Source organism: Nocardioides sp. LHG3406-4, assembly GCF_049897745.1.
Classification (GTDB): Bacteria; Actinomycetota; Actinomycetes; order Propionibacteriales; family Nocardioidaceae; genus Nocardioides.
On sequence record NZ_JAFCWV010000005.1, the window covers coordinates 181,690 to 198,634 of the forward strand.

Below are 16,945 nucleotides of genomic sequence, written 5' to 3' on the forward strand. Positions count from 1 at the left end.
GTTCTCGATGTTGTCAGGCCGTGTCGGCTGCGTCGGCGGGGGCCGCGGTGGTCAGGCAAGTGCCTGCCGGAGGAACGCCAGCAGGCGCAGGTCGTCCCCGGGCCTGCCGACCAGGCTCGTGCCGACCGGGACGCCCTCGGTCCGCACCCCGGGCACGGTGACCTCGGGGCTGCCCCAGAGGCCGGCGATCGCCCCGAGCGCGAAGACACCGGTCCGGCGCTCCTCGGATCCTTCGTCGAGCCGGTCGAGCGCCGGCGCCGGGGTGGGCGTCGTGGGCAGGCAGAGCACCTCGTCGGGGCCGACACGGTCCTCGAGCACCTGGCAGATCTCGTCGCGGCGACGGCGAGCGTCGTCGTACTCCGTCTGCGTGGTGTGCGCGCTGGCCTCGAGGCGGGCGCGTACGCCGCGTCCGAGCTGCGCCAGACGCGGCGCGCCCCACTCACCGTGGGCTTGCCAGGTCTCGAAGGTCTGGATCCGGTAGCGCACCGCCGCGAGGTCGTACAGGTCGAAGCCGAGGGAGCGCGGTGCGGTCACGCTGGCACCGAACGTCTCGGTCAGGCCGGCGAGGACGTCGGCGGCGACGTCGGCGCGGGCGACCTCGAAGGCCTCGGCCAGCGGCACCAGGATCAACGCGTCCGGAGCCACGGCACTCGAGGCGAGCAGCACCTCGCCGACCCGTTCCAAGGTGGCCGCGTCGCGCGCGAACCACCCGACCGTGTCGAAGGACGGCGCCAGCGGCACGACGCCGCTGGTGTCGCTTCGGGCCCAGCTCGGCCGGACCCCGAAGATCCCGCAGTAGGAGGCCGGCACGCGCACCGAGCCGCCGGTGTCGCTGCCCAGCGCGATGTCCACGTCGCCCGACGCCACGGCCGAGGCCGAGCCGGACGACGAGCCGCCGGGGATGTGGCCGGGCGCCGCGGGGTTGGGCGGCATGCCGTAGTGCGGGTTGGTGCCATGGACACTGAAGGCCAGCTCGTCGCTCACGGCCTTGCCGGCGATGATGGCGCCCGCAGTCAGGAGCGCCTGCACGGCACCTGCGTGGTTCTCGGGCACCTCATGGCTCTCCGCCCAGGCGGGGCTGCCGGCCGAGGTCGGGACGCCGGCGACGTCGATGACGTCCTTGACGGCGACCCGGAGGCCGGTCAGGGGCCCGCCCGCCGGGCCGGGGATGTCCAGTTCGTGGAGCATCCACCGGCCCGGCGGCGTGGTGGGACCGTCTTGTGCGGGTCCCGGAGTCGTCTCGGTCGAGCTCAACTCAGTTCTCGACCACCAGCGAGGCCACGTCGACGTCTCCGGTGAAGCCGCCGACCTCCTTCATGGCGTTCTCCCACTTCTCGAGGTCATCGGGGCGGACGTCGGAGGTGTAGGTCGGGAGGACCGTCTCCTCGACGACCTCCGCCGGGAGACCGGTCTGCTTCTCGAGCACGGCCTTGGCCTCCTCGTCGTTGCCCTCGATGAACTCGCGCGCCTTGTCGAGTCCCTCACGGAAGCAGTCGAGACCGTCGGCGTTCTTGTCGATCCACGTGGGGCTGGCGGTCCAGAAGATGCCCGAGACCTCGGGGGCGATGGACGACTGCGGGTCGAAGATGCTGTGGCCGAGCTTCAGGACGCTTGTCGAGAACGGCGCCAGAGTCTCCACAGCGTCGAGGCGTCCTGCCTCGAGCTGGTCCGCCTGGGCGGGCCCGTCGACCTGGACGACGTTGATGCTGTCGTAAGGGACGCCTGCCTCCTTGAGCCACATCTTGGTGCCGAGGTGCGTGCTGCCCGTGATGGTCTGCACGCCGAGGGTCTTGCCCTCGAGGTCCTTCGCGGACTTGATGTCGCTGCCCTCGGGCACGACCATGAACGTCTGCGGGTTCTCGCGGGTGTTCAGCGTGGCGCCGGCGACCTCCTTGATCCCGATGCCCTGGTCGGCAGCGGTGACCAGCAGCGGCGGAACCGACAGCGCGACGTCGAAGGACTTGCCCAGGGCAGACGGCAGCGTGCTGATGTTCTCGATGAGCGTGTACTTCGCGTCGACACCGCAGTCCTTGAAGAACCCGTGCTCGATGCCCACCCACACCGGCAGCGCGGCGGCGTTCGAGTTGCCGGCGATGCGGACGACAGTGTCGCCGCCACCCCCGCCCTCGTCGGAGCCGCCACAGCCAGCCATCAGGATCGCCGCGGTGACCAGCGAGGTCACCAGGATCGGTTTGCGCATCAAGCACTTCCTTCTTCTAAAGGCCCCAATAGAGGACTTGTAATCTCGACCACAGGACAATAGCGCAGTCCTTGGCACCTGCGTCAAGGAACTGCGCCCACGAACTTCCAGCAGAGGTGACACCGAGTCCTCTATAGCGGACACTTCGGGTTGAAATGTACGACATGGGGACAGTCCGAGACCCCCCGGTCTCACCAGGCGGGCGTCCTATAGATAGGCAGGGCGACGCCGATGCGGACGGATAGCGGTCGTCGTACGCCGGGGCCGACAGCCCGGCCGCGCGGCGCGCGCGTGCGGGTCCATGCCCGAGCACGCCGCATCGCCCTACCTACAGGTGTAGGTAGGGCGGGGTCTGCGGACTCGGCGCGAGGCCGTGGAGACCGCGCTCTCTAGTGGTCTGCCCGGACGACGCCGTGCGTGCCCGATCCCAGCAGCCACAGGGCGGTCCTCGCCTCGACCGGGACTCGGATCGGGCCCGTGCTGGTCGACGCCAGCACGCTGAAGCTCAGCTCCCGTCCGACGCCGGTGGTGACGAGGACCGACATCGGGCGCACGTCCGGCCCGAGCTCGCGACGAGCCGCGTGCTCGTCAGGAAGCTCGTCCACCTGGAGCTCGACGGCCGCCTGGTCGGGGAACTGCAGGCCGAGGATCGTCGCGCCGCTCTCGCTCGTGACGCTCTCGATGCGTGCCGTGGTGTGCGGCAACCGGTCCAGCGACTCGTGGGACCACCGCGGCACCTGCGTCATCGTTCCCAACGTCTTCCCCACCTCGGATCGGACCGGCGACCAGAAAAAACCGTCCTAGACGAGGGCCGGCTCATCCCGTGCTCTCAGCAGCGCCTGGTTGGCGCCCTCCGGAAGCTCGAGAAGGGGCTGCTTGATCTCCTCGACGGTCGGGCCGTACTGCTCCGCGAGCGGCGCCAGGGCGTCCAGGTCGAAGTCGTAGAGCTTCGCCGCGTTCCCCCCGAGGATCATCCGCAGCTCGTCCTCCGGGGTGTCGTGGAAGACCAGGCGCAGGTGTTCACGGGTGAACGGGCCGGTGCCCTCGTCGTGCGGGTAGTCGCTACCCCACATGAACCGGTCGGGCTGCATCGACGTGCGGGCCTCGGCGTCGGCGATGGACGGGAAGCTGGAGCCGACCCAGACGTTCTGGTTGAAGTAGTCGGAGGCGTTGCGCGGCAGGCTCGCCTCCGCGGCGTACCTCAGCTCGCCGATCGACCCGCTCCGGATCATCTCCATGTTCGCGTCGAGCTGCTTGAGCAGCGGCGGGAAGGCCGCGGCGGAGCTCTCGGTCACCACGAACTTCAGGCGCGGGAATCGCTCGAACACACCGGCCAGGATCAGGTGCACGAACGCGCGCAGCCCGTAGAAGCCGACCTCGCTGATCATGATCGACGGCGTGGAGGGGAAGTTCCCGTAGTTCGGGGAGCCCGTCCCCGAGTGGAGGTTCACCGGGACGTCGAGGTCCTGCAGCGCCGCCCAGAGCCGGTCGTAGTCAGGGTGGTACAACGGCTTGACCCAGGTGACGTCGGGGGCGACCGTCGGCAGCAGGACGCCGCCGCGCAGACCGTGCTCCTTGATCCAGGAGGCGTCGGAGATGGCGTCGTCGAGGTCGTTGAGGAAGAACTGGCCGATGCCGGCACGCTGGGCAGGCTTGCGTCCGCAGAAGTCCGCCATCCAGCGATTGTGCGCGTGGATCCCCGCGCGTCGCCGGGCGTAGTCCTCAGCCTTCGGCGGCCCGGCGAAGAGGACGAAGCCCGGGTAGAAGGGCGGAACCGTGTTGGGGAAGACCACCTCGCCCACGACACCGTCGGCGAGCTGGTCGGCGTCACGCCGCTCGTCGTCCCAGTTGCGGACCCGGAGATCGGTGTCGCGGAGGTCCTTCCACGGATTCTTGTAGCGCCCCCGCCAGGCGTCGAACTCCTCTCGCCAGTCTGGGTCGAGGTACTCGCGGTACTGCTCGTGGCTGCCGCCGGCGTGGGTGTCCGCCGAGATGATCGTGTAGTTGGCTGAGCTCATGTCGAGTTCCTCTCGCTGTGGCGCGCCGCGACGATGGCGATGACGCACTCTAACAAGAATCGAACCCTAATTCTAGTTCAATCAAAGATCGCCCTGCTCGTGGGCCACCGTGACGACCTTGATCCCGAGCACGTCGACGACCGTTCCCGCGTCGACGAGCGCGCGGCAGCCGGCAGCACTCCAGCTGTCACCCTCGAGCACCCCGATCCCCTCGACGCCGTGCCCCGCGGTGGTGCCTCGATGTGTCGTCAGCACGAAGTCGGCGCCCTGCTCCCAGCTGAAGCGAGTCGTCGACCACCCGTCACCCTTCTCCACCTCGGTCGCCTCGGCGCCGAGGACGTCGACGAGGACGCGACGAGCACTCCCCCACTCGGGCAGACGCCCGAAGAGGAAGGGGATGCTGGCCGGCGCCACGGTGGCCGGGGGCAGCCAGGACGGCTTGGGGACCTTGAACTGATCGCTGCTGTCGAGCTCACCGGGATCGTGCTCGGCTTCGACGAACTGGACCAGGAAGCCGAGCCCGGTGTCCTTGGGGTGCAGGAAGCCTTCGCGCCAGACCTCGTTGTCCAGGCGCAGCTGGATGGGCTCGAACCCGTTGTCACGAACCGCCGCGATCGTCTCCTCGACGTCCTTCACCTTGAAGGTGACGTGGTGCGGTCGAGCCCGGCCACCGGCCGCCGCGAGGTAGCGGCCGATGAACGACGTCTCGTCCGTGCCGGGCGCCAGGAGCTCTATCCGCATGTCGTCGGCGAAGGCGAGATGACAGGGGTTGAACTCCGGCAGGACGAAGCCGTGCCTCCACGCACCACCGAGGTGGGCGACGAGGTACTCGGTCGCGGGCTGCCACGCCGGTACGGCGATGGCGAGGTGGTCGAGCTCGTAGGCGGTCACGTGCGACTCCTGGCGATAGATTGGAATCTGATTCCATTCTTCTACCGCATCGGGACGCTTTACTCCACCCCGATGTCACCCACCACGAGATCGACCGCTCGGTTGATGATCCGCAGCGCCTCCGCCATGGGCAGCCGCCGATAGGCGTAGCTGGTCAGCACGGACGACAGCGTGGCATTGAGGATCATCACCCGGTCGTCGGCGTCGGCCCCCGTGAGCGGACGCAGGTCGCGCACGAGCGTGTCGTGGTTGCGCGCGGAGAACTCGGCGAACAGCAGCTCGGCCCGCGGGTCCGTCGTCGTCTGCAGCATCGCCTGGACCTTGTAGAACTGGGGGCGTCGCTCGAAGGCCTTGAGCGCCCGGTGAAGCCGCCGACGGATGCGGTCGGCCGCGGTGTCGTCCGGCCCGGAGTTGTCGATGGCGTAGGACGCCGACCACTCGAGCAGCACAGCCGCGTAGAGCTGCTCCTTGGAGACAAAGTAGCGATACAGGGTGCCGAGGGCGACGTCCGCCCGGTCGGCGACCACCCGCATCTGCACCTGCTCGTAGTCGGTGCTCTCGAGCAGGCGGGTCGCGACATCGATGATCCGCCGCCGACGGGCGAGCTGACCGGGCGGCAGGGTGGCGACGTCCAGGGGCGCCGGCGCCTCCACCTTGTCCGATGCCATTGGTCCCTGAGTCCCCTTCTCCGGCGGACGTGGCCACGGTGCACGGGCCACGATGATCGAATTCCAGTTGCATCGTAGCCCCAGGAGCAGCTGCGCCTCGCCGCTACCGCGGCAGTCCGAGCACCCTCTCGGCGATGATGTTGAGCTGGATCTCGACCGTCCCGCCACCGACGAGCGAGCTGGGCAGTGCCAGCACGTCGTGGACGAGCCCACCGGGAGCGTCGTCGAGGCACCCCTCTGCGCCGAGCAGCCCGAGGGCGGCGGTGTGGGTCTGCCGGGCCGCCAGTGCGCTGGCCACCTTCGCCACACTGGAGCCCGCGCCGGGTTCGAGCCCCGAGAGCCGCCGGAGCAGCGCACGCTGGTTGAGGGCGAGCAGTGCGAGGTCGTGTGCCACCGCCCTCCCGAGTACGGCGAGCGCCTGGTCGCGTCCCACCGCGACGGGCTCCTTGCGCAGGAGGCCGAGCAGGGTGTCAGCCGTCCGGTGCCCACCCATTCCCGAGCCGATGCTGAGACGCTCGTTGGCGAGCGTCGTCGCCGTGAGCCGCCACCCCTCGCCCGGCTCTCCGACGACGAGGTCGTCCGGGACGAACACCTCGGTCAGAAACACCTCGTTGAACTCCGCCGCACCGGTGGCCTGCCGCAGCGGCCGCACCTCCACGCCCGGTGAGTGCATGTCGACCAGGAAGTAGGTGAGGCCACGATGCTTGGGCACGGTGGGGTCGGTCCGGGCCAGGCAGATGCCCCAGTCCGCCTCGTGAGCCGACGACGTCCACACCTTCTGGCCGTCGAGGACCCATCCACCGTCCGTCTTCACGGCTCGGGTTGACAGCCCGGCAAGGTCGGAGCCGGCCCCCGGCTCGCTGAACAGCTGGCACCAGACGATGTCGCCGAGCAGCGTCGGCATCGCGAACCGCTCGCGTTGGGCGTCGGTGCCGTGGGCGAGGATCGTGGGCATCGCCCACTCGCCGATCACGGTGCTCGGCTGCGGCAGGTCGCGACGGGCGTACTCCTCGGCGATGACGATCTGCTCCACAGGTGTCGCGAGCAGCCCCCAGGGCTTGGGCCAGTGCGAGGACACGAGCCCGTGCTCGGCCAGGAAGCTGCGTCGAGGCCCGGGTGCCGCTCCCCCGGCCCAGCCCTCCCGGCCGCCGTCGCCGTCCGCATCGATCGTGAGGGCCTCGTCCAACAGGCCGGCCACCCACTCCCGGAAGGCCGGATCCTCCTCCGCCAGCTCGAGCGTGACGTCTCGCTCGTGCCGCAGCGCCACCTCCCCGAGGTGGCGCTCCCATCCGCCGGGCGGGCGGCTCGCCGCGGCGATGCTCATCGCCCGGCGCAGGTAGAGGTGGATGTCGTGCTCCCAGGTGAAGCCGATGCCGCCGAACATGGTGGTCGCCTCGACGACGGTGTTCACGACTGCATCGAGCGCGACCACGCCCGCCGATCCGACCGCGAGCGCCTGTTGGCTGGCCGACTGGGTCAGGCTGCGGGCGGCGTCCCAGGCGGCCGCCGCGGCGAGCTCGCTGTCGATGAACAGGCGGGCGGCCTTGTGCTTGACCGCCTGGAACGAGCCGACAGGCACCCCGAACTGCTCACGGACCTTCACGTACTCGACTGCCGACTCGCGCACCCATCGCGCGACGCCGCTGGCCTCCGCGGCGTAGAGGGCGGCGATCGTCGACTCGGCGGTCGCGGTGTCGATCCCGCTCACGAGCGCGGCGTCCGGGACCTCGAGGTCGCAGAGCTCCAGGCGGCCGAGGTCGCGCGTCAGGTCCGTGCCCTGCTCGGCGACGCGGGTCAGCGTGGCGGCCTCGAGCGCGAACCAGCGCACTGCATCGGCGCCATCGGGCTCCGTCGCGCCCACGAGCACGACCTCGGCGCAGAGCAGCCCCAGCACCGGGACGCTGCGCCCGGTGAGGACCCACCCGTCGTCGAGCCGCCGGACCGACAACCCGGGGCGGGGCGGCACCACCGCCGCGGGAGTACCGTGGGCGAGCCGCACCAGCACCTCGCGCCCGTCGCCCGGAGCTGCCGTCGCGAGCACGGCACTGGCGGTCACCGTCGGCGTGAACGGTCCTGGGAGGAGCGAGTGTCCGGCCTCCTCCACCACGACGGCGAGGTCGACGACGGTGCCGCCCTGGCCGCCGACCGCTTCCTCGAGGTGGATCGCGTGCAGGCCCTGCGCCACCAGCGCGTCCCAGAACGGGGGGCGCTCGCCCCGCGCGAGCAGGTCGAACGCGCCGCGCGTCCAGCTCGTCGCGGCGTGCCGCTCAACGAAGCCGCGGGTGGCCCCGGCGAGCTCATGGTGGTCCTCGGAGATGGGGATGGGCATGGGTCGCCTCCGTCGTGGTTGAGTCGTGTGCTCCGGGCGCGTCACCCGGTCAGGCGCCGCCCTGGGTGAGCAGGCGCCCGTCGCCGAAGGCGCCGTCGCGCGCAGTCAGCGCCTGGGTGAGCCCCTGCTCCCGGGCCGACTCGATGAACGCCTTGAACCCGTCGGTGTGCACGGCGACCGCCGAGAGCTCGGTGCCCGCCCGGATCGCGTCGCGGAAGCCCATGCGGTCCATGGCACGGTGCACGGTGCGCTTGTTAATCTGCAGCACGTCGGCCGGGATCTGCGCGATGCGCCGGGCCATCTCGAGCACCTTCTCCTCGAGCTCCTCAGCCGGGAACGACCGGGTGGCGAAGCCGTACTGGGCGGCCTCGACGCCGGAGAGCGAGTCGCCGGTCAGCATCAGCTCCATGCCCTTGCGCATGCCGACGAGCCAGGCGTGGTACTGCATGTCGGGCGTGCCGAACCGGACCGCCGGATAGCCGATCTTGGCGTCGTCCGCGGCGTAGACGAGGTCGCAGCCGGTGGCCAGCTCCGACCCGCCGGCCAGGCAGTGACCGTGTACCTGCGCGACGACCGGCTTCTTCAGGTCCCAGATGCTGATCCATCCGTCGACGACCGACCGCTGGAACGAGCCCTCGGTGGCGTCGACGCCGTACTCCTCACCGCTTGCGGCGAGGTCGTAGCCGGCGCAGAAGGAGGGGCCGTTTCCACGCAGGATGGTCACCCGCACGTCGGGGTCCGCGTCGGCCTCGCGCAGCGCCGCGAGAATCTCGCGACGCAGTGTCGCGTTCAGCGCGTTGCGCTTCTCCGGTCGGTTGAGGGTCACCCGCCGCACGAAGGGCGCAGGGTCGTCGGTGAGGACGAGCGTGTAGCCCATCAGAACTCCCCTCGGGTGGAGGGGACGAGGTCCGGGGTCGGGTCGACGGCGTTGCTGGGGCGAACGGGAGCCTCGCTCATGCGGGGTGCCAGGTCGCGTTGCTCGAAGATCACCCGGAGCAACCAGAACCGCATGAACCGCTGGGCGCTCATGACGGCGTAGACGACGCCGCCGACGATCGCCAGGGCCGTCCCGAAGCCTCCGAGGATCACCATCTCCAGCTGGTCGCGTACGTCGGTCATGGACGCGGCCTGGTTGAAGGCCACCAGGATGACGACGAGACCGATGACGACCAGGCCGACGCCGAAGGCACCGATGGCCTTGTCCCTCGGGCCCGGACCCGAGTTGGCGCGCAGTCTCTCCAGCTCGGCGCGGAAACCGGTCTCGGCCTGCTCGCTCATCTGGAGAGCACCGCTGCTCGTGGGTGCGGTGTCGGACATGTGGACCTCCAACTGTTGGTTGCGTGCGGATTCTCTTGCGGGCTCAGCCATGCGGGCCGTTCGCGAGGTAGAGGCTCTCGAGCTGCTCGCTGATGTCGCCGGGCAGGCCGCGGGCGACGACCACGCCGTGGTTGAGCACGACGGCCTCGTCGGCGAGTCCGAGGACGTCATGGATGAACTGCTCGATGATGACGATCGCGACGCCGTCGGCGGCGAGGGCGCCGAGATGCCGGTAGAGGTCCTCGACCACCCGGGGAGCGAGCCCCATGGAGAGCTCGTCGACGATCACGAGCCTGCTGTCGAGCGCCACGGCCCGGGCCATCGCGACCATCTGCTGCTCACCGCCCGACATGGTGCCGACGAGCTGGGCGCGGCGGTCTCCGAGGGCCGGGAAGCGAGCGAAGAACCTCTCCTGGACCCCCTTCAACGCGCGGGGGTTCGGGGCGATCAGCCGCAGGTGCTCGTCGACCGAGAGTCGAGGGAAGATGCCGCGACCCTCCGGCACGATGCAGACACCTGCGCGCGCCAGGCCGTCCGGGGAGGCGCCGGTGACATCGACGCCCTCGATGCGCACCTGCCCGTGAGTCGGTGGGACGAGCCCGCTGACCGCACGCACGGTCGTCGTCTTCCCAGCCCCGTTCGGTCCCAGGACGGCGAGGACCCCGCCCCGGCGCACACTCAGCGAGACACCGTGCAGGACCTCCACCACGCCGTAGCCGGCATGGAGGTCGACCACCTGCAGGGCGGGGGGTTCGTCGCTCGCGGCGGGGCGCGCATGTGTTCCGGCAACGGAGGTCATGACGAGGCTCCTGTCGTGTGCTCGGCCCCGAGGTAGGCCTCGATGACCGCGGGCATGTGGCTGACCTCGTCGGGGGTGCCGTCGGCCACCAGCCGCCCCTGCTCGAGCATCGCTATCCGGTCGCACAGCCCCATCACGAAGGACATGTCGTGCTCGACCAGCACGATGGTGAGGCCGTCGTCGGCGAGCTGACGCAGCGTCGCGGCCACCTCCTCGGTCTCGAAGGAGGTCAGCCCCGAGGACGCCTCGTCCAGGAGCAGGAGACGGGGCCCGGTCGCGAGGGCACGCGCGATCTCCACGAGCCGTTGGGTGCCGGTGGCCAAGGAGTCGGCGCGATGCTCGGCGAGCTGCCCCAGGTTGAAGCGAGCGCAGAGCTCGTCGGCCAGGTCCTGGGCACGGCCGGCCCCGCCGCGGCGACCGCGTGCCTCAGCACCGACCAGCACGTTCTCCCGCACGGTGAGCGTCCCGAAGGTCTCCAGTCGCTGGAACGTCCGCGCGATGCCCCGGTGCGCCCGCACGTGCGGTGGCCGGTGCGTGATGTCGCGCCCCTCGAAGAGCACCGAACCCGCGGCCGCGCGCTGGATCCCGGCGATCACGTTGAAGAGCGTCGTCTTGCCGGCGCCGTTCGGGCCGATCAGCCCCACGATCGTCCCGGGCTCGATGTCGAGCGAGACGTCGTCGACCGCGGTGTTGGCACCGAACCTGACGGAGACGTTCCGGACCTGCAGCAGGGCGGTCATCGCGCCGCCACCTCCCTCACGCCAAGGACGCGGTCGAGCGCGGAGAGGCTCGCCGGGTCGAAGGGCCTGTCGACCCCGGTCGCGGGGGCCAGGTCGGACTGCGCGGCGGGGTCCTGGTGGGGCACCGGGAGCTGCCCCTTCCCCCAACCGGTGAGGACGAGTACGGCGAGCCAGCCGAGCGCCACCCCCATCGCGGTCGGGACCAGACCCGGCAGACCCGCGACCACGCCGACGGTGATGCCGCCGGCGACTCCTCCCAGCACCGACAGGACGTGCCACGGTCGGTGGCGGACCAGCTCGACCAGCAGGGGGATCTGGCCGCGCGGGTAGTCGCCGAGCGCGAGGACCGCCAGGGCGGGGCCGAGGAGCTCGATCCCGTGCGTCAGCGTTCCCGGGGCGATGTCCTTGGCGAGCGTGGTGAATACGACGGCCATCAGACCGGCGACGAGCGGGCCGCTGACCGTGCCGACGCCCCAGATGGTCAGGGCGAGCACCACTCCAAGCCCGGCGACCATCGAGAACTGGTCGACGCTGCCGACCCTGGCGCCCTGGACGAGCACGCCGCCGCCCACGCCCGAGATGCCGCCGGCGATCGCGAACACGAAGGCCTTCTGCCGGGCGACGTTGACACCGACGCAGGCCGCGGCGGCCTCGCTGTCGCGCAGCGCCACCAGGCGGCGGCCGACGGCGGTGCGACGCATCCACACCAGTCCGAGTGCGACAAGCAGGTACATCGAGGCCGCATAGATGAGGAACGCCTGGGGCGAGGAGAGATCGATCCCTGCGACCGAGATCGGCGGCAGGCTGCGCATCTCCGCGAAGAACTCCGGTTGGACGAGGATCAGTCCGGTGGCGATCAGCGCCAGCGCGATCGAGCTCAGCGCGAGATAGAGCTCGCGCAGGCGCAGGGCCGGCAGCGCGAAGACCACGCCGAAGGCCGCCGTGCCGAGCGCGGCCGGGATGAGCGCCAAGATCGACCCGCCGGCGTAGTAGGTGATCGCCGCCCCCACCCCGCCCAGCGCGTAGGGGGCCAGCACGGGGATCCCCGCCCAACCCATCAGCGGCACCAGGCCGAGCAGGATCACGCCGATCGACAGAGCGGTGATGAGCCGCGACTGGATCGTCGTGCTGGCCACGAACCCGGCCAGCGTCGCCAGCGCGAGCAGGATGACCGCCCAGCCGAGCACACTCCGGTTGGAGGGGAGTCGCTCCAGGGCGTAGGTGCGTGCCGCCCCGGCCATCTTCACCGTCGGCTGGGGCAGGAAGAGCAGCACCACGAAGAGCGCCAGCGCCGGGATCGCGTTGGGGACGAGGTTCCACCGTCCGCCGAACTCCAGGAACGTCGAGGTGAAGGTGACCAGGAGCCCGAGCAGCAGGGCACCCAGGTAGGTCATGGACAGGCTGCGAAGCCGGCCGAACACCGCAGCGGCGAACGCGTTGACGATGAGCAGGGACAGCGTCTCCGCGCCCATGTTCCCGACCTCGGGCGCGATGAGGATGCCGGCCAGGGCGGCACTCACCGCCCCGATGATCCATGCGGTGGCCGACACGCGGCCCGGCCGTACGCCGTACAGCGCTGCGACGTCCTCGTTGTCGACGACCGCGCGCATCGAGATGCCGAGCCGGGTCCGGCGGAGCAGCACCTGGACCGAAACGGCGAGGACCACGGCCGTCGCGATGGTGATCACCCGGTGCCAGGTCAGGGTCACGTCGGCGATCTCGATGCCGCCCGAGCCACCCAGACCCTGGATTGGGTACGGGTTGTTCGGGTTCCAGATCAAGGTGGCGATCCCGAGGAGCGCGATGAGCACTCCGACCGAGCCGACCAGCTGGGCGACCAGCGGCGCGTGCTTGAGATGGCGCATGACATAGCGCTCGAGCAGGTAGCCGAAGAGCGGCGCGAAGACCCCGATGACCAGGATGAGTGCGAGCGGGACCGGGACGCCCCGGTTCACGCTGATCTCCCAGAAGACGAAGGCGCACACCATGCCCATGGCGCCCTGCGCGAAGTTGAAGATTCCCGTGGCGCTGTGGACGACCACCAGCCCGGTCGCGCTGATCGCGTAGATGCCCGCCACAGGGAGCGCGAACACCAGCAGCTGGATCAGTGACTCGACGGTCACCGGGCGGCCGGCCCAGGTGGATCGAGCGATCAGTCCGAAGACGGTGACCAGGACGACGGCGAGCGCTCCATGGCGCCACGGGATCTTCCTCATGGGTGCTCAGCCCTTGAAGTCAGCGACAGGGTCGACCGTGATCGTGGTCGTGTCGGAGCAGTGGAACGTTCCGGGCTCCTCGGGGAAGGCGCGCTTCCACGAGCCGTCCTCCTGGAGCTGGACCGCGACCACGCACGTGGCGGGGGTCGCCGCGTCGTTGGGGTTGAAGGGAGCCACCATGCCGTCGTTGTCGAACTCCGTGATCGCCTTCAACGCCGCGATGATCGACTCGCGGGTGACCGCGTTGGGCCCTCCCGAGGCAACGACGTCCTCCACCGCCTTCTGGAACAGCCGGGCTGCGACCCAGGACGGCTGCGAGAAGGTGTTGTGGGTCTTGACCTTCTCCGTGAACGTCTGCAGCTCCTCGTTCGTGGACGCCTCCTCGTAGGGCAGGCCGTTCAGCATCGCGACCACGCCCGTCGCTGCGGGGCCGGCGGCCTTCGGGAACGCCGGGTCGTAGCAGGTCGTCTGGCAGACCCACTGGACGCCCTCGAGACCCTGCGCCTGGGCCTCCTTCAGCGCGACGATCATGCTGGGGAACGTGGCGGAGGTGATGGCGAACGTGGAGCCTGCCTCCTTCATGTCCTGGATGAGGGGCGTGTAGTGGCTCTGGGTGTCGGTGCCCTTCGACCCGATCTCGCCGTCCGAGGTGAAGCCTTGGACGGTCTGCAGGGTGCGCCACAACGGGAGGATCGAGCCGATGGTGACCGGTGAGGTGTTGGCGACCATGTACCCGCCGCTCGCGCCCTTGCCGACGAGGGACTCGAGCGCCTCGCCGAACGCGAGGCCCTGGGTGATCTCACGCTCGCCCTGCTTCGGGGGGCAGGCGTCTCCGCTCCCTGGCCCGGCACGGAAGGTGGTGGCGTTGCAGCCGTGCACGGGATTGAGGATGGCGGCCGGGATGTCGGGCAGACCCGTCTTCGCACCGTTCTTGTCGACGCAGTCGGCCACCGCGGTCGCGTCGGCCACGGCGAGCATGAAGCTGCCGACCATCGCGACGCTGTTCTGACAGGCGTCGAGCATGGCGTTGCGCGACTCCGTCGGGTCGATCTTCGTGTCGTAGGTCCTCACCTCGACCTGCCTGCACGCCAGGCCTCCCTCGGCGTTGACCAGGTCGGCCCAGGCCTGGACGGCCTCGACGGAGCCGTTCGCCATGCCCGGGATGGCCTGCGACCCCGTGTCGGCGCCGATGGTCACCGTGAGGGTGTCCTCGGTGACTCCGATCTCGGTCGCCTCGACCGTCTCGCCCTCGCAGGCGCTCGCCGCGGCGGGCTCACCGCCGGCGGACCCGTCATTGCCGAGGCCTCCGTCGGAGTCGTTCCGCTCAGCGCCTCCGCAGCCAGCGAGCAACAACGCCGTCGCGACGACGACTGCTGAAAACCTGGACCCAGCACGCATACTCTGTCTCCCTCTGAAGTGACGGTGGTCACACGTCGTTGGGAAGTGAAACAGGATTCTTATCCTCTGTCTAGCCCCAGTTCGGCTAGGACGCCGGATGAACCCTGGCAGGGCGCCTTGGAGCCTCGTGAAAGAACTAGATTCTAGTATAAGATGAAGCCTCTGGGTAGCGAGGAGGCGAGACGTCATGGGCCTGATGGGCGTGGCAGCGATCGCGGGGATGTTCGAGCTCCCCCCACGGCGGAGACCTGTTGGGGGCTCCGAGTTCACGATCGAGCAGTACGCCCGGCTCGCCGGGGCGGTGGTCGCCGACGCCGGTCTCGACGGCAGGGTGGTCGACGGGCTGGTCACCGGCCATCTCGGCGAGTCCAGCACGTTCGTGCCCTCGACGATCGCCGAGTACCTGGGCATCCCCGCCAACTTCGCCGAGATCGTCGACCTCGGTGGCGCCAATGCCGTGGGCATGGTGTGGCGGGCGGCTGCTGCCGTGGAGCTCGGCATCTGTCAGGCGGTCCTGTGCGTGATCCCCGGCAGCTGGGACGTGCCGACGTCACCCCGAAAACCCGTGCCGGGGCTCGAGGAACGCTCCTGGTTCGGTGCCTCCAGCAACCTCTACGGTTCGCCGCAGGCGGAGTTCGACGTGCCCTTCGGCAATCTCGGTCAGAACGCGCCGTACGCGCAGATCGCCCGGCGCTACGGCGAGGTCTACGGCTACGACGACAGGGCCATGGCCAAGATCGCGGTCGACCAGCGCACCAACGCCTGCGCGATGCCGGACGCGGTCTTCCACGGTCAGCCGATCACGGTCGAGGACGTCCTGGCCAGTCCGCTGATCGCCGACCCCCTGCACAGGCTGGAGATCGTGATGCCCTGCCAGGGCGGCGCGGCCGTGCTGGTGACGAACGCCGACCTGGCCCGGAGGTCCCGCAACCGACCGGTGTGGATCAAGGGCTTCGGGGAGCGGGTCCCCTACAAGACTCCGACGTACGCCGACGACCTGCTCGTCTCCCCCATCAAGCACGCCGCCGCGCAGGCGTTCGCGATGGCCGGCCTGGCCCCGGACGACGTCGACATGGTCTCCCTCTACGACTGCTACACGATCACGGTCCTGATGAGCCTCGAGGATGCCGGCTTCTGTGAGAAGGGCAAGGGCATGCAGTTCGTGCGGGACCACGACCTGACCTTTCGCGGGGACTTCCCGATGAACACCGCCGGGGGTCAGCTGTCGTTCGGTCAGGCCGGGTCCGCCGGCGGCATGCACCACGTGTGCGACGCGACCCGACAGCTGACCGGACGCGCCGGCGAGGCCCAGGTGGCCGACTGCGACATCGCCTTCGTCTCGGGCAACGGCGGCATCATGAGCGAGCAGGGCGCGCTCGTCCTGCAGGGCGACTGACGACCTTCGAGAAGGAGAACGATCAATGACGACAGGACGCCCCCCGAAGCCGATGCCGGTGCCGACGCCCACCAGCCGGCCGTACTGGGACGCCCTCGCGGAGCACCGCGTGCGCATCCAGTACTCCCCCTCACTCGAGGAGTACGTCTTCTACCCGCGCGTGGTCTCGCCGGGCACCCTGGCCGACGACCTGGAGTGGCGCGAGATCTCGGGTCTCGGACGTCTCTACACCTACACCGTGGCGGAGCGGCCGGTCTCACCGCACTTCGCCGACGACGTCCCCCAGTTGCTCGCCGTGGTGCAGTGGGACGAGGGCCCCCGATGCACGACCGAGCTCGTGGACACGACCGTCCACGAGCTCGAGATCGGGATGAGGGTGGAGCCGGTGTTCTGCGACTACCCCGAGGACGGCGTCACGATGCTGCGCTACCGGCCGCAGCGCTGACGTCCGTGCGGCCCGGCCGCCAGAACACGGCCAGCAGCAGCACTCCCCCGCCACCTCCCAGCGCCACGGTGCCCAGGATCTGCCACCAGCCGCCGGCCAGGATGCCGAGCACGTGGTCGAGCGAGAGGCTGCCCGCGCCGAACCCGCCGATCACCACGCTGCACATCGACAGCACCAGGACGTACTCGTAGCCCTCCCCGGGCCTGAAGACGAAGAACCCGTTCCTCAGATGGTTGGTGATCAATGCGACGACCATCGTCCCCAGCAGCGCCGCGGCCGCCAGTGGTGTGAGCAGGCCGACCGCGAGCATGGCGCCGGCGCCCAGCTCGGTGATGCTGGCCAGCCAGGCGTGCAGCCGGCCGGGGCGCATCCCCATCGACTCGAACCATCGAGCGGTGCCGTCGATCCTGCCACCGCCGAAGACGTGGTTCCATCCGTGCGCGATGAACACCCCGGCGATGGTGAGGCGGAACAGGAGCAGCAGGAAGTCGGCCCACTGACCGGGGTCGCCGTCCATGACGTGATCCT

16 protein-coding genes are annotated in these 16,945 nt (G+C 70.0%); 2 read left to right on the forward strand and 14 right to left on the reverse strand.

Annotated features, from left to right (window positions below):
• Positions 1-51: 51 nt before the first annotated feature.
• From ACP7BP_RS17735 to ACP7BP_RS17795, 13 genes are all read right to left on the reverse strand, one after another.
• A complete protein-coding gene (locus ACP7BP_RS17735; RefSeq protein WP_426246500.1) occupies positions 52-1,188 on the reverse strand; it encodes an amidase in 1,137 nt (378 codons plus the stop codon).
• A gap of 67 nt (positions 1,189-1,255) precedes the next feature.
• Positions 1,256-2,200, reverse strand: a complete 945-nt coding sequence (locus tag ACP7BP_RS17740) for an ABC transporter substrate-binding protein (protein ID WP_426246501.1) — start codon at positions 2,198-2,200, stop codon at positions 1,256-1,258.
• A gap of 389 nt (positions 2,201-2,589) precedes the next feature.
• A complete protein-coding gene (locus tag ACP7BP_RS17745) occupies positions 2,590-2,946 on the reverse strand; it encodes a hypothetical protein (RefSeq protein WP_426246502.1) in 357 nt (118 codons plus the stop codon).
• 54 nt (positions 2,947-3,000) lie between these two features.
• A complete protein-coding gene (locus tag ACP7BP_RS17750; protein ID WP_426246504.1) occupies positions 3,001-4,218 on the reverse strand; it encodes an amidohydrolase family protein in 1,218 nt (405 codons plus the stop codon).
• 81 nt (positions 4,219-4,299) lie between these two features.
• Positions 4,300-5,109, reverse strand: coding sequence for a VOC family protein (locus tag ACP7BP_RS17755; RefSeq protein WP_426246506.1), 810 nt, complete (start codon positions 5,107-5,109; stop codon positions 4,300-4,302).
• A gap of 59 nt (positions 5,110-5,168) precedes the next feature.
• A complete protein-coding gene (locus tag ACP7BP_RS17760; protein WP_426246508.1) occupies positions 5,169-5,777 on the reverse strand; it encodes a TetR family transcriptional regulator in 609 nt (202 codons plus the stop codon).
• Between the two features lie 103 nt (positions 5,778-5,880).
• Positions 5,881-8,106, reverse strand: a complete 2,226-nt coding sequence (locus ACP7BP_RS17765) for an acyl-CoA dehydrogenase (protein WP_426246510.1) — start codon at positions 8,104-8,106, stop codon at positions 5,881-5,883.
• Between the two features lie 49 nt (positions 8,107-8,155).
• Entirely contained in the window at positions 8,156-8,983 is an 828-nt protein-coding gene (locus tag ACP7BP_RS17770; RefSeq protein WP_426246512.1) for an enoyl-CoA hydratase-related protein, read from the reverse strand.
• Entirely contained in the window at positions 8,983-9,423 is a 441-nt protein-coding gene (locus ACP7BP_RS17775; protein ID WP_426246513.1) for a hypothetical protein, read from the reverse strand. Before ACP7BP_RS17775 ends, ACP7BP_RS17770 begins: the two co-directional genes overlap by 1 nt.
• 43 nt (positions 9,424-9,466) lie before the next feature.
• Positions 9,467-10,222, reverse strand: coding sequence for an ABC transporter ATP-binding protein (locus ACP7BP_RS17780; protein WP_426246514.1), 756 nt, complete (start codon positions 10,220-10,222; stop codon positions 9,467-9,469).
• Complete coding sequence (locus ACP7BP_RS17785) at positions 10,219-10,962, reverse strand: ABC transporter ATP-binding protein (protein ID WP_426246515.1); 744 nt, start codon at positions 10,960-10,962, stop codon at positions 10,219-10,221. Before ACP7BP_RS17785 ends, ACP7BP_RS17780 begins: the two co-directional genes overlap by 4 nt.
• Positions 10,959-13,178: an ABC transporter permease gene (locus tag ACP7BP_RS17790; RefSeq protein WP_426246516.1), complete on the reverse strand. Its 2,220-nt coding sequence runs from the start codon at positions 13,176-13,178 to the stop codon at positions 10,959-10,961. Before ACP7BP_RS17790 ends, ACP7BP_RS17785 begins: the two co-directional genes overlap by 4 nt.
• A gap of 6 nt (positions 13,179-13,184) precedes the next feature.
• Positions 13,185-14,576, reverse strand: coding sequence for an ABC transporter substrate-binding protein (locus ACP7BP_RS17795; protein WP_426246518.1), 1,392 nt, complete (start codon positions 14,574-14,576; stop codon positions 13,185-13,187).
• Between the two features lie 187 nt (positions 14,577-14,763).
• Here ACP7BP_RS17795 and ACP7BP_RS17800 point away from each other — a divergent pair, with 187 nt between their 5' ends.
• Positions 14,764-15,972: a thiolase family protein gene (locus tag ACP7BP_RS17800; RefSeq protein WP_426246519.1), complete on the forward strand. Its 1,209-nt coding sequence runs from the start codon at positions 14,764-14,766 to the stop codon at positions 15,970-15,972.
• 25 nt (positions 15,973-15,997) lie between these two features.
• Positions 15,998-16,417, forward strand: coding sequence for a Zn-ribbon domain-containing OB-fold protein (locus tag ACP7BP_RS17805; RefSeq protein WP_426246521.1), 420 nt, complete (start codon positions 15,998-16,000; stop codon positions 16,415-16,417).
• Here ACP7BP_RS17805 and ACP7BP_RS17810 read toward each other — a convergent pair.
• Positions 16,386-16,934 (reverse strand): DoxX family protein, encoded by a 549-nt coding sequence (locus tag ACP7BP_RS17810; RefSeq protein ID WP_426246522.1) that lies wholly within the window; start codon positions 16,932-16,934, stop codon positions 16,386-16,388. The genes ACP7BP_RS17805 and ACP7BP_RS17810 overlap by 32 nt on opposite strands.
• Positions 16,935-16,945: the final 11 nt, after the last annotated feature.

What these genes read in the sequence shown, in the direction of transcription:
- ACP7BP_RS17735 (WP_426246500.1), bottom strand. Translation starts at nt 1,188, where the DNA reads ATGCTCCACGAACTGGACATCCCCGGCCCGGCGGGCGGGCCCCTGACC.
- ACP7BP_RS17740 (WP_426246501.1), bottom strand. Translation starts at nt 2,200, where the DNA reads ATGCGCAAACCGATCCTGGTGACCTCGCTGGTCACCGCGGCGATCCTG.
- ACP7BP_RS17745 (WP_426246502.1), bottom strand. Translation starts at nt 2,946, where the DNA reads ATGACGCAGGTGCCGCGGTGGTCCCACGAGTCGCTGGACCGGTTGCCG.
- ACP7BP_RS17750 (WP_426246504.1), bottom strand. Translation starts at nt 4,218, where the DNA reads ATGAGCTCAGCCAACTACACGATCATCTCGGCGGACACCCACGCCGGC.
- ACP7BP_RS17760 (WP_426246508.1), bottom strand. Translation starts at nt 5,777, where the DNA reads ATGGCATCGGACAAGGTGGAGGCGCCGGCGCCCCTGGACGTCGCCACC.
- ACP7BP_RS17765 (WP_426246510.1), bottom strand. Translation starts at nt 8,106, where the DNA reads ATGCCCATCCCCATCTCCGAGGACCACCATGAGCTCGCCGGGGCCACC.
- ACP7BP_RS17770 (WP_426246512.1), bottom strand. Translation starts at nt 8,983, where the DNA reads ATGGGCTACACGCTCGTCCTCACCGACGACCCTGCGCCCTTCGTGCGG.
- ACP7BP_RS17775 (WP_426246513.1), bottom strand. Translation starts at nt 9,423, where the DNA reads ATGTCCGACACCGCACCCACGAGCAGCGGTGCTCTCCAGATGAGCGAG.
- ACP7BP_RS17780 (WP_426246514.1), bottom strand. Translation starts at nt 10,222, where the DNA reads ATGACCTCCGTTGCCGGAACACATGCGCGCCCCGCCGCGAGCGACGAA.
- ACP7BP_RS17785 (WP_426246515.1), bottom strand. Translation starts at nt 10,962, where the DNA reads ATGACCGCCCTGCTGCAGGTCCGGAACGTCTCCGTCAGGTTCGGTGCC.
- ACP7BP_RS17790 (WP_426246516.1), bottom strand. Translation starts at nt 13,178, where the DNA reads ATGAGGAAGATCCCGTGGCGCCATGGAGCGCTCGCCGTCGTCCTGGTC.
- ACP7BP_RS17795 (WP_426246518.1), bottom strand. Translation starts at nt 14,576, where the DNA reads ATGCGTGCTGGGTCCAGGTTTTCAGCAGTCGTCGTCGCGACGGCGTTG.
- ACP7BP_RS17800 (WP_426246519.1), top strand. Translation starts at nt 14,764, where the DNA reads ATGGGCCTGATGGGCGTGGCAGCGATCGCGGGGATGTTCGAGCTCCCC.
- ACP7BP_RS17805 (WP_426246521.1), top strand. Translation starts at nt 15,998, where the DNA reads ATGACGACAGGACGCCCCCCGAAGCCGATGCCGGTGCCGACGCCCACC.
- ACP7BP_RS17810 (WP_426246522.1), bottom strand. Translation starts at nt 16,934, where the DNA reads ATGGACGGCGACCCCGGTCAGTGGGCCGACTTCCTGCTGCTCCTGTTC.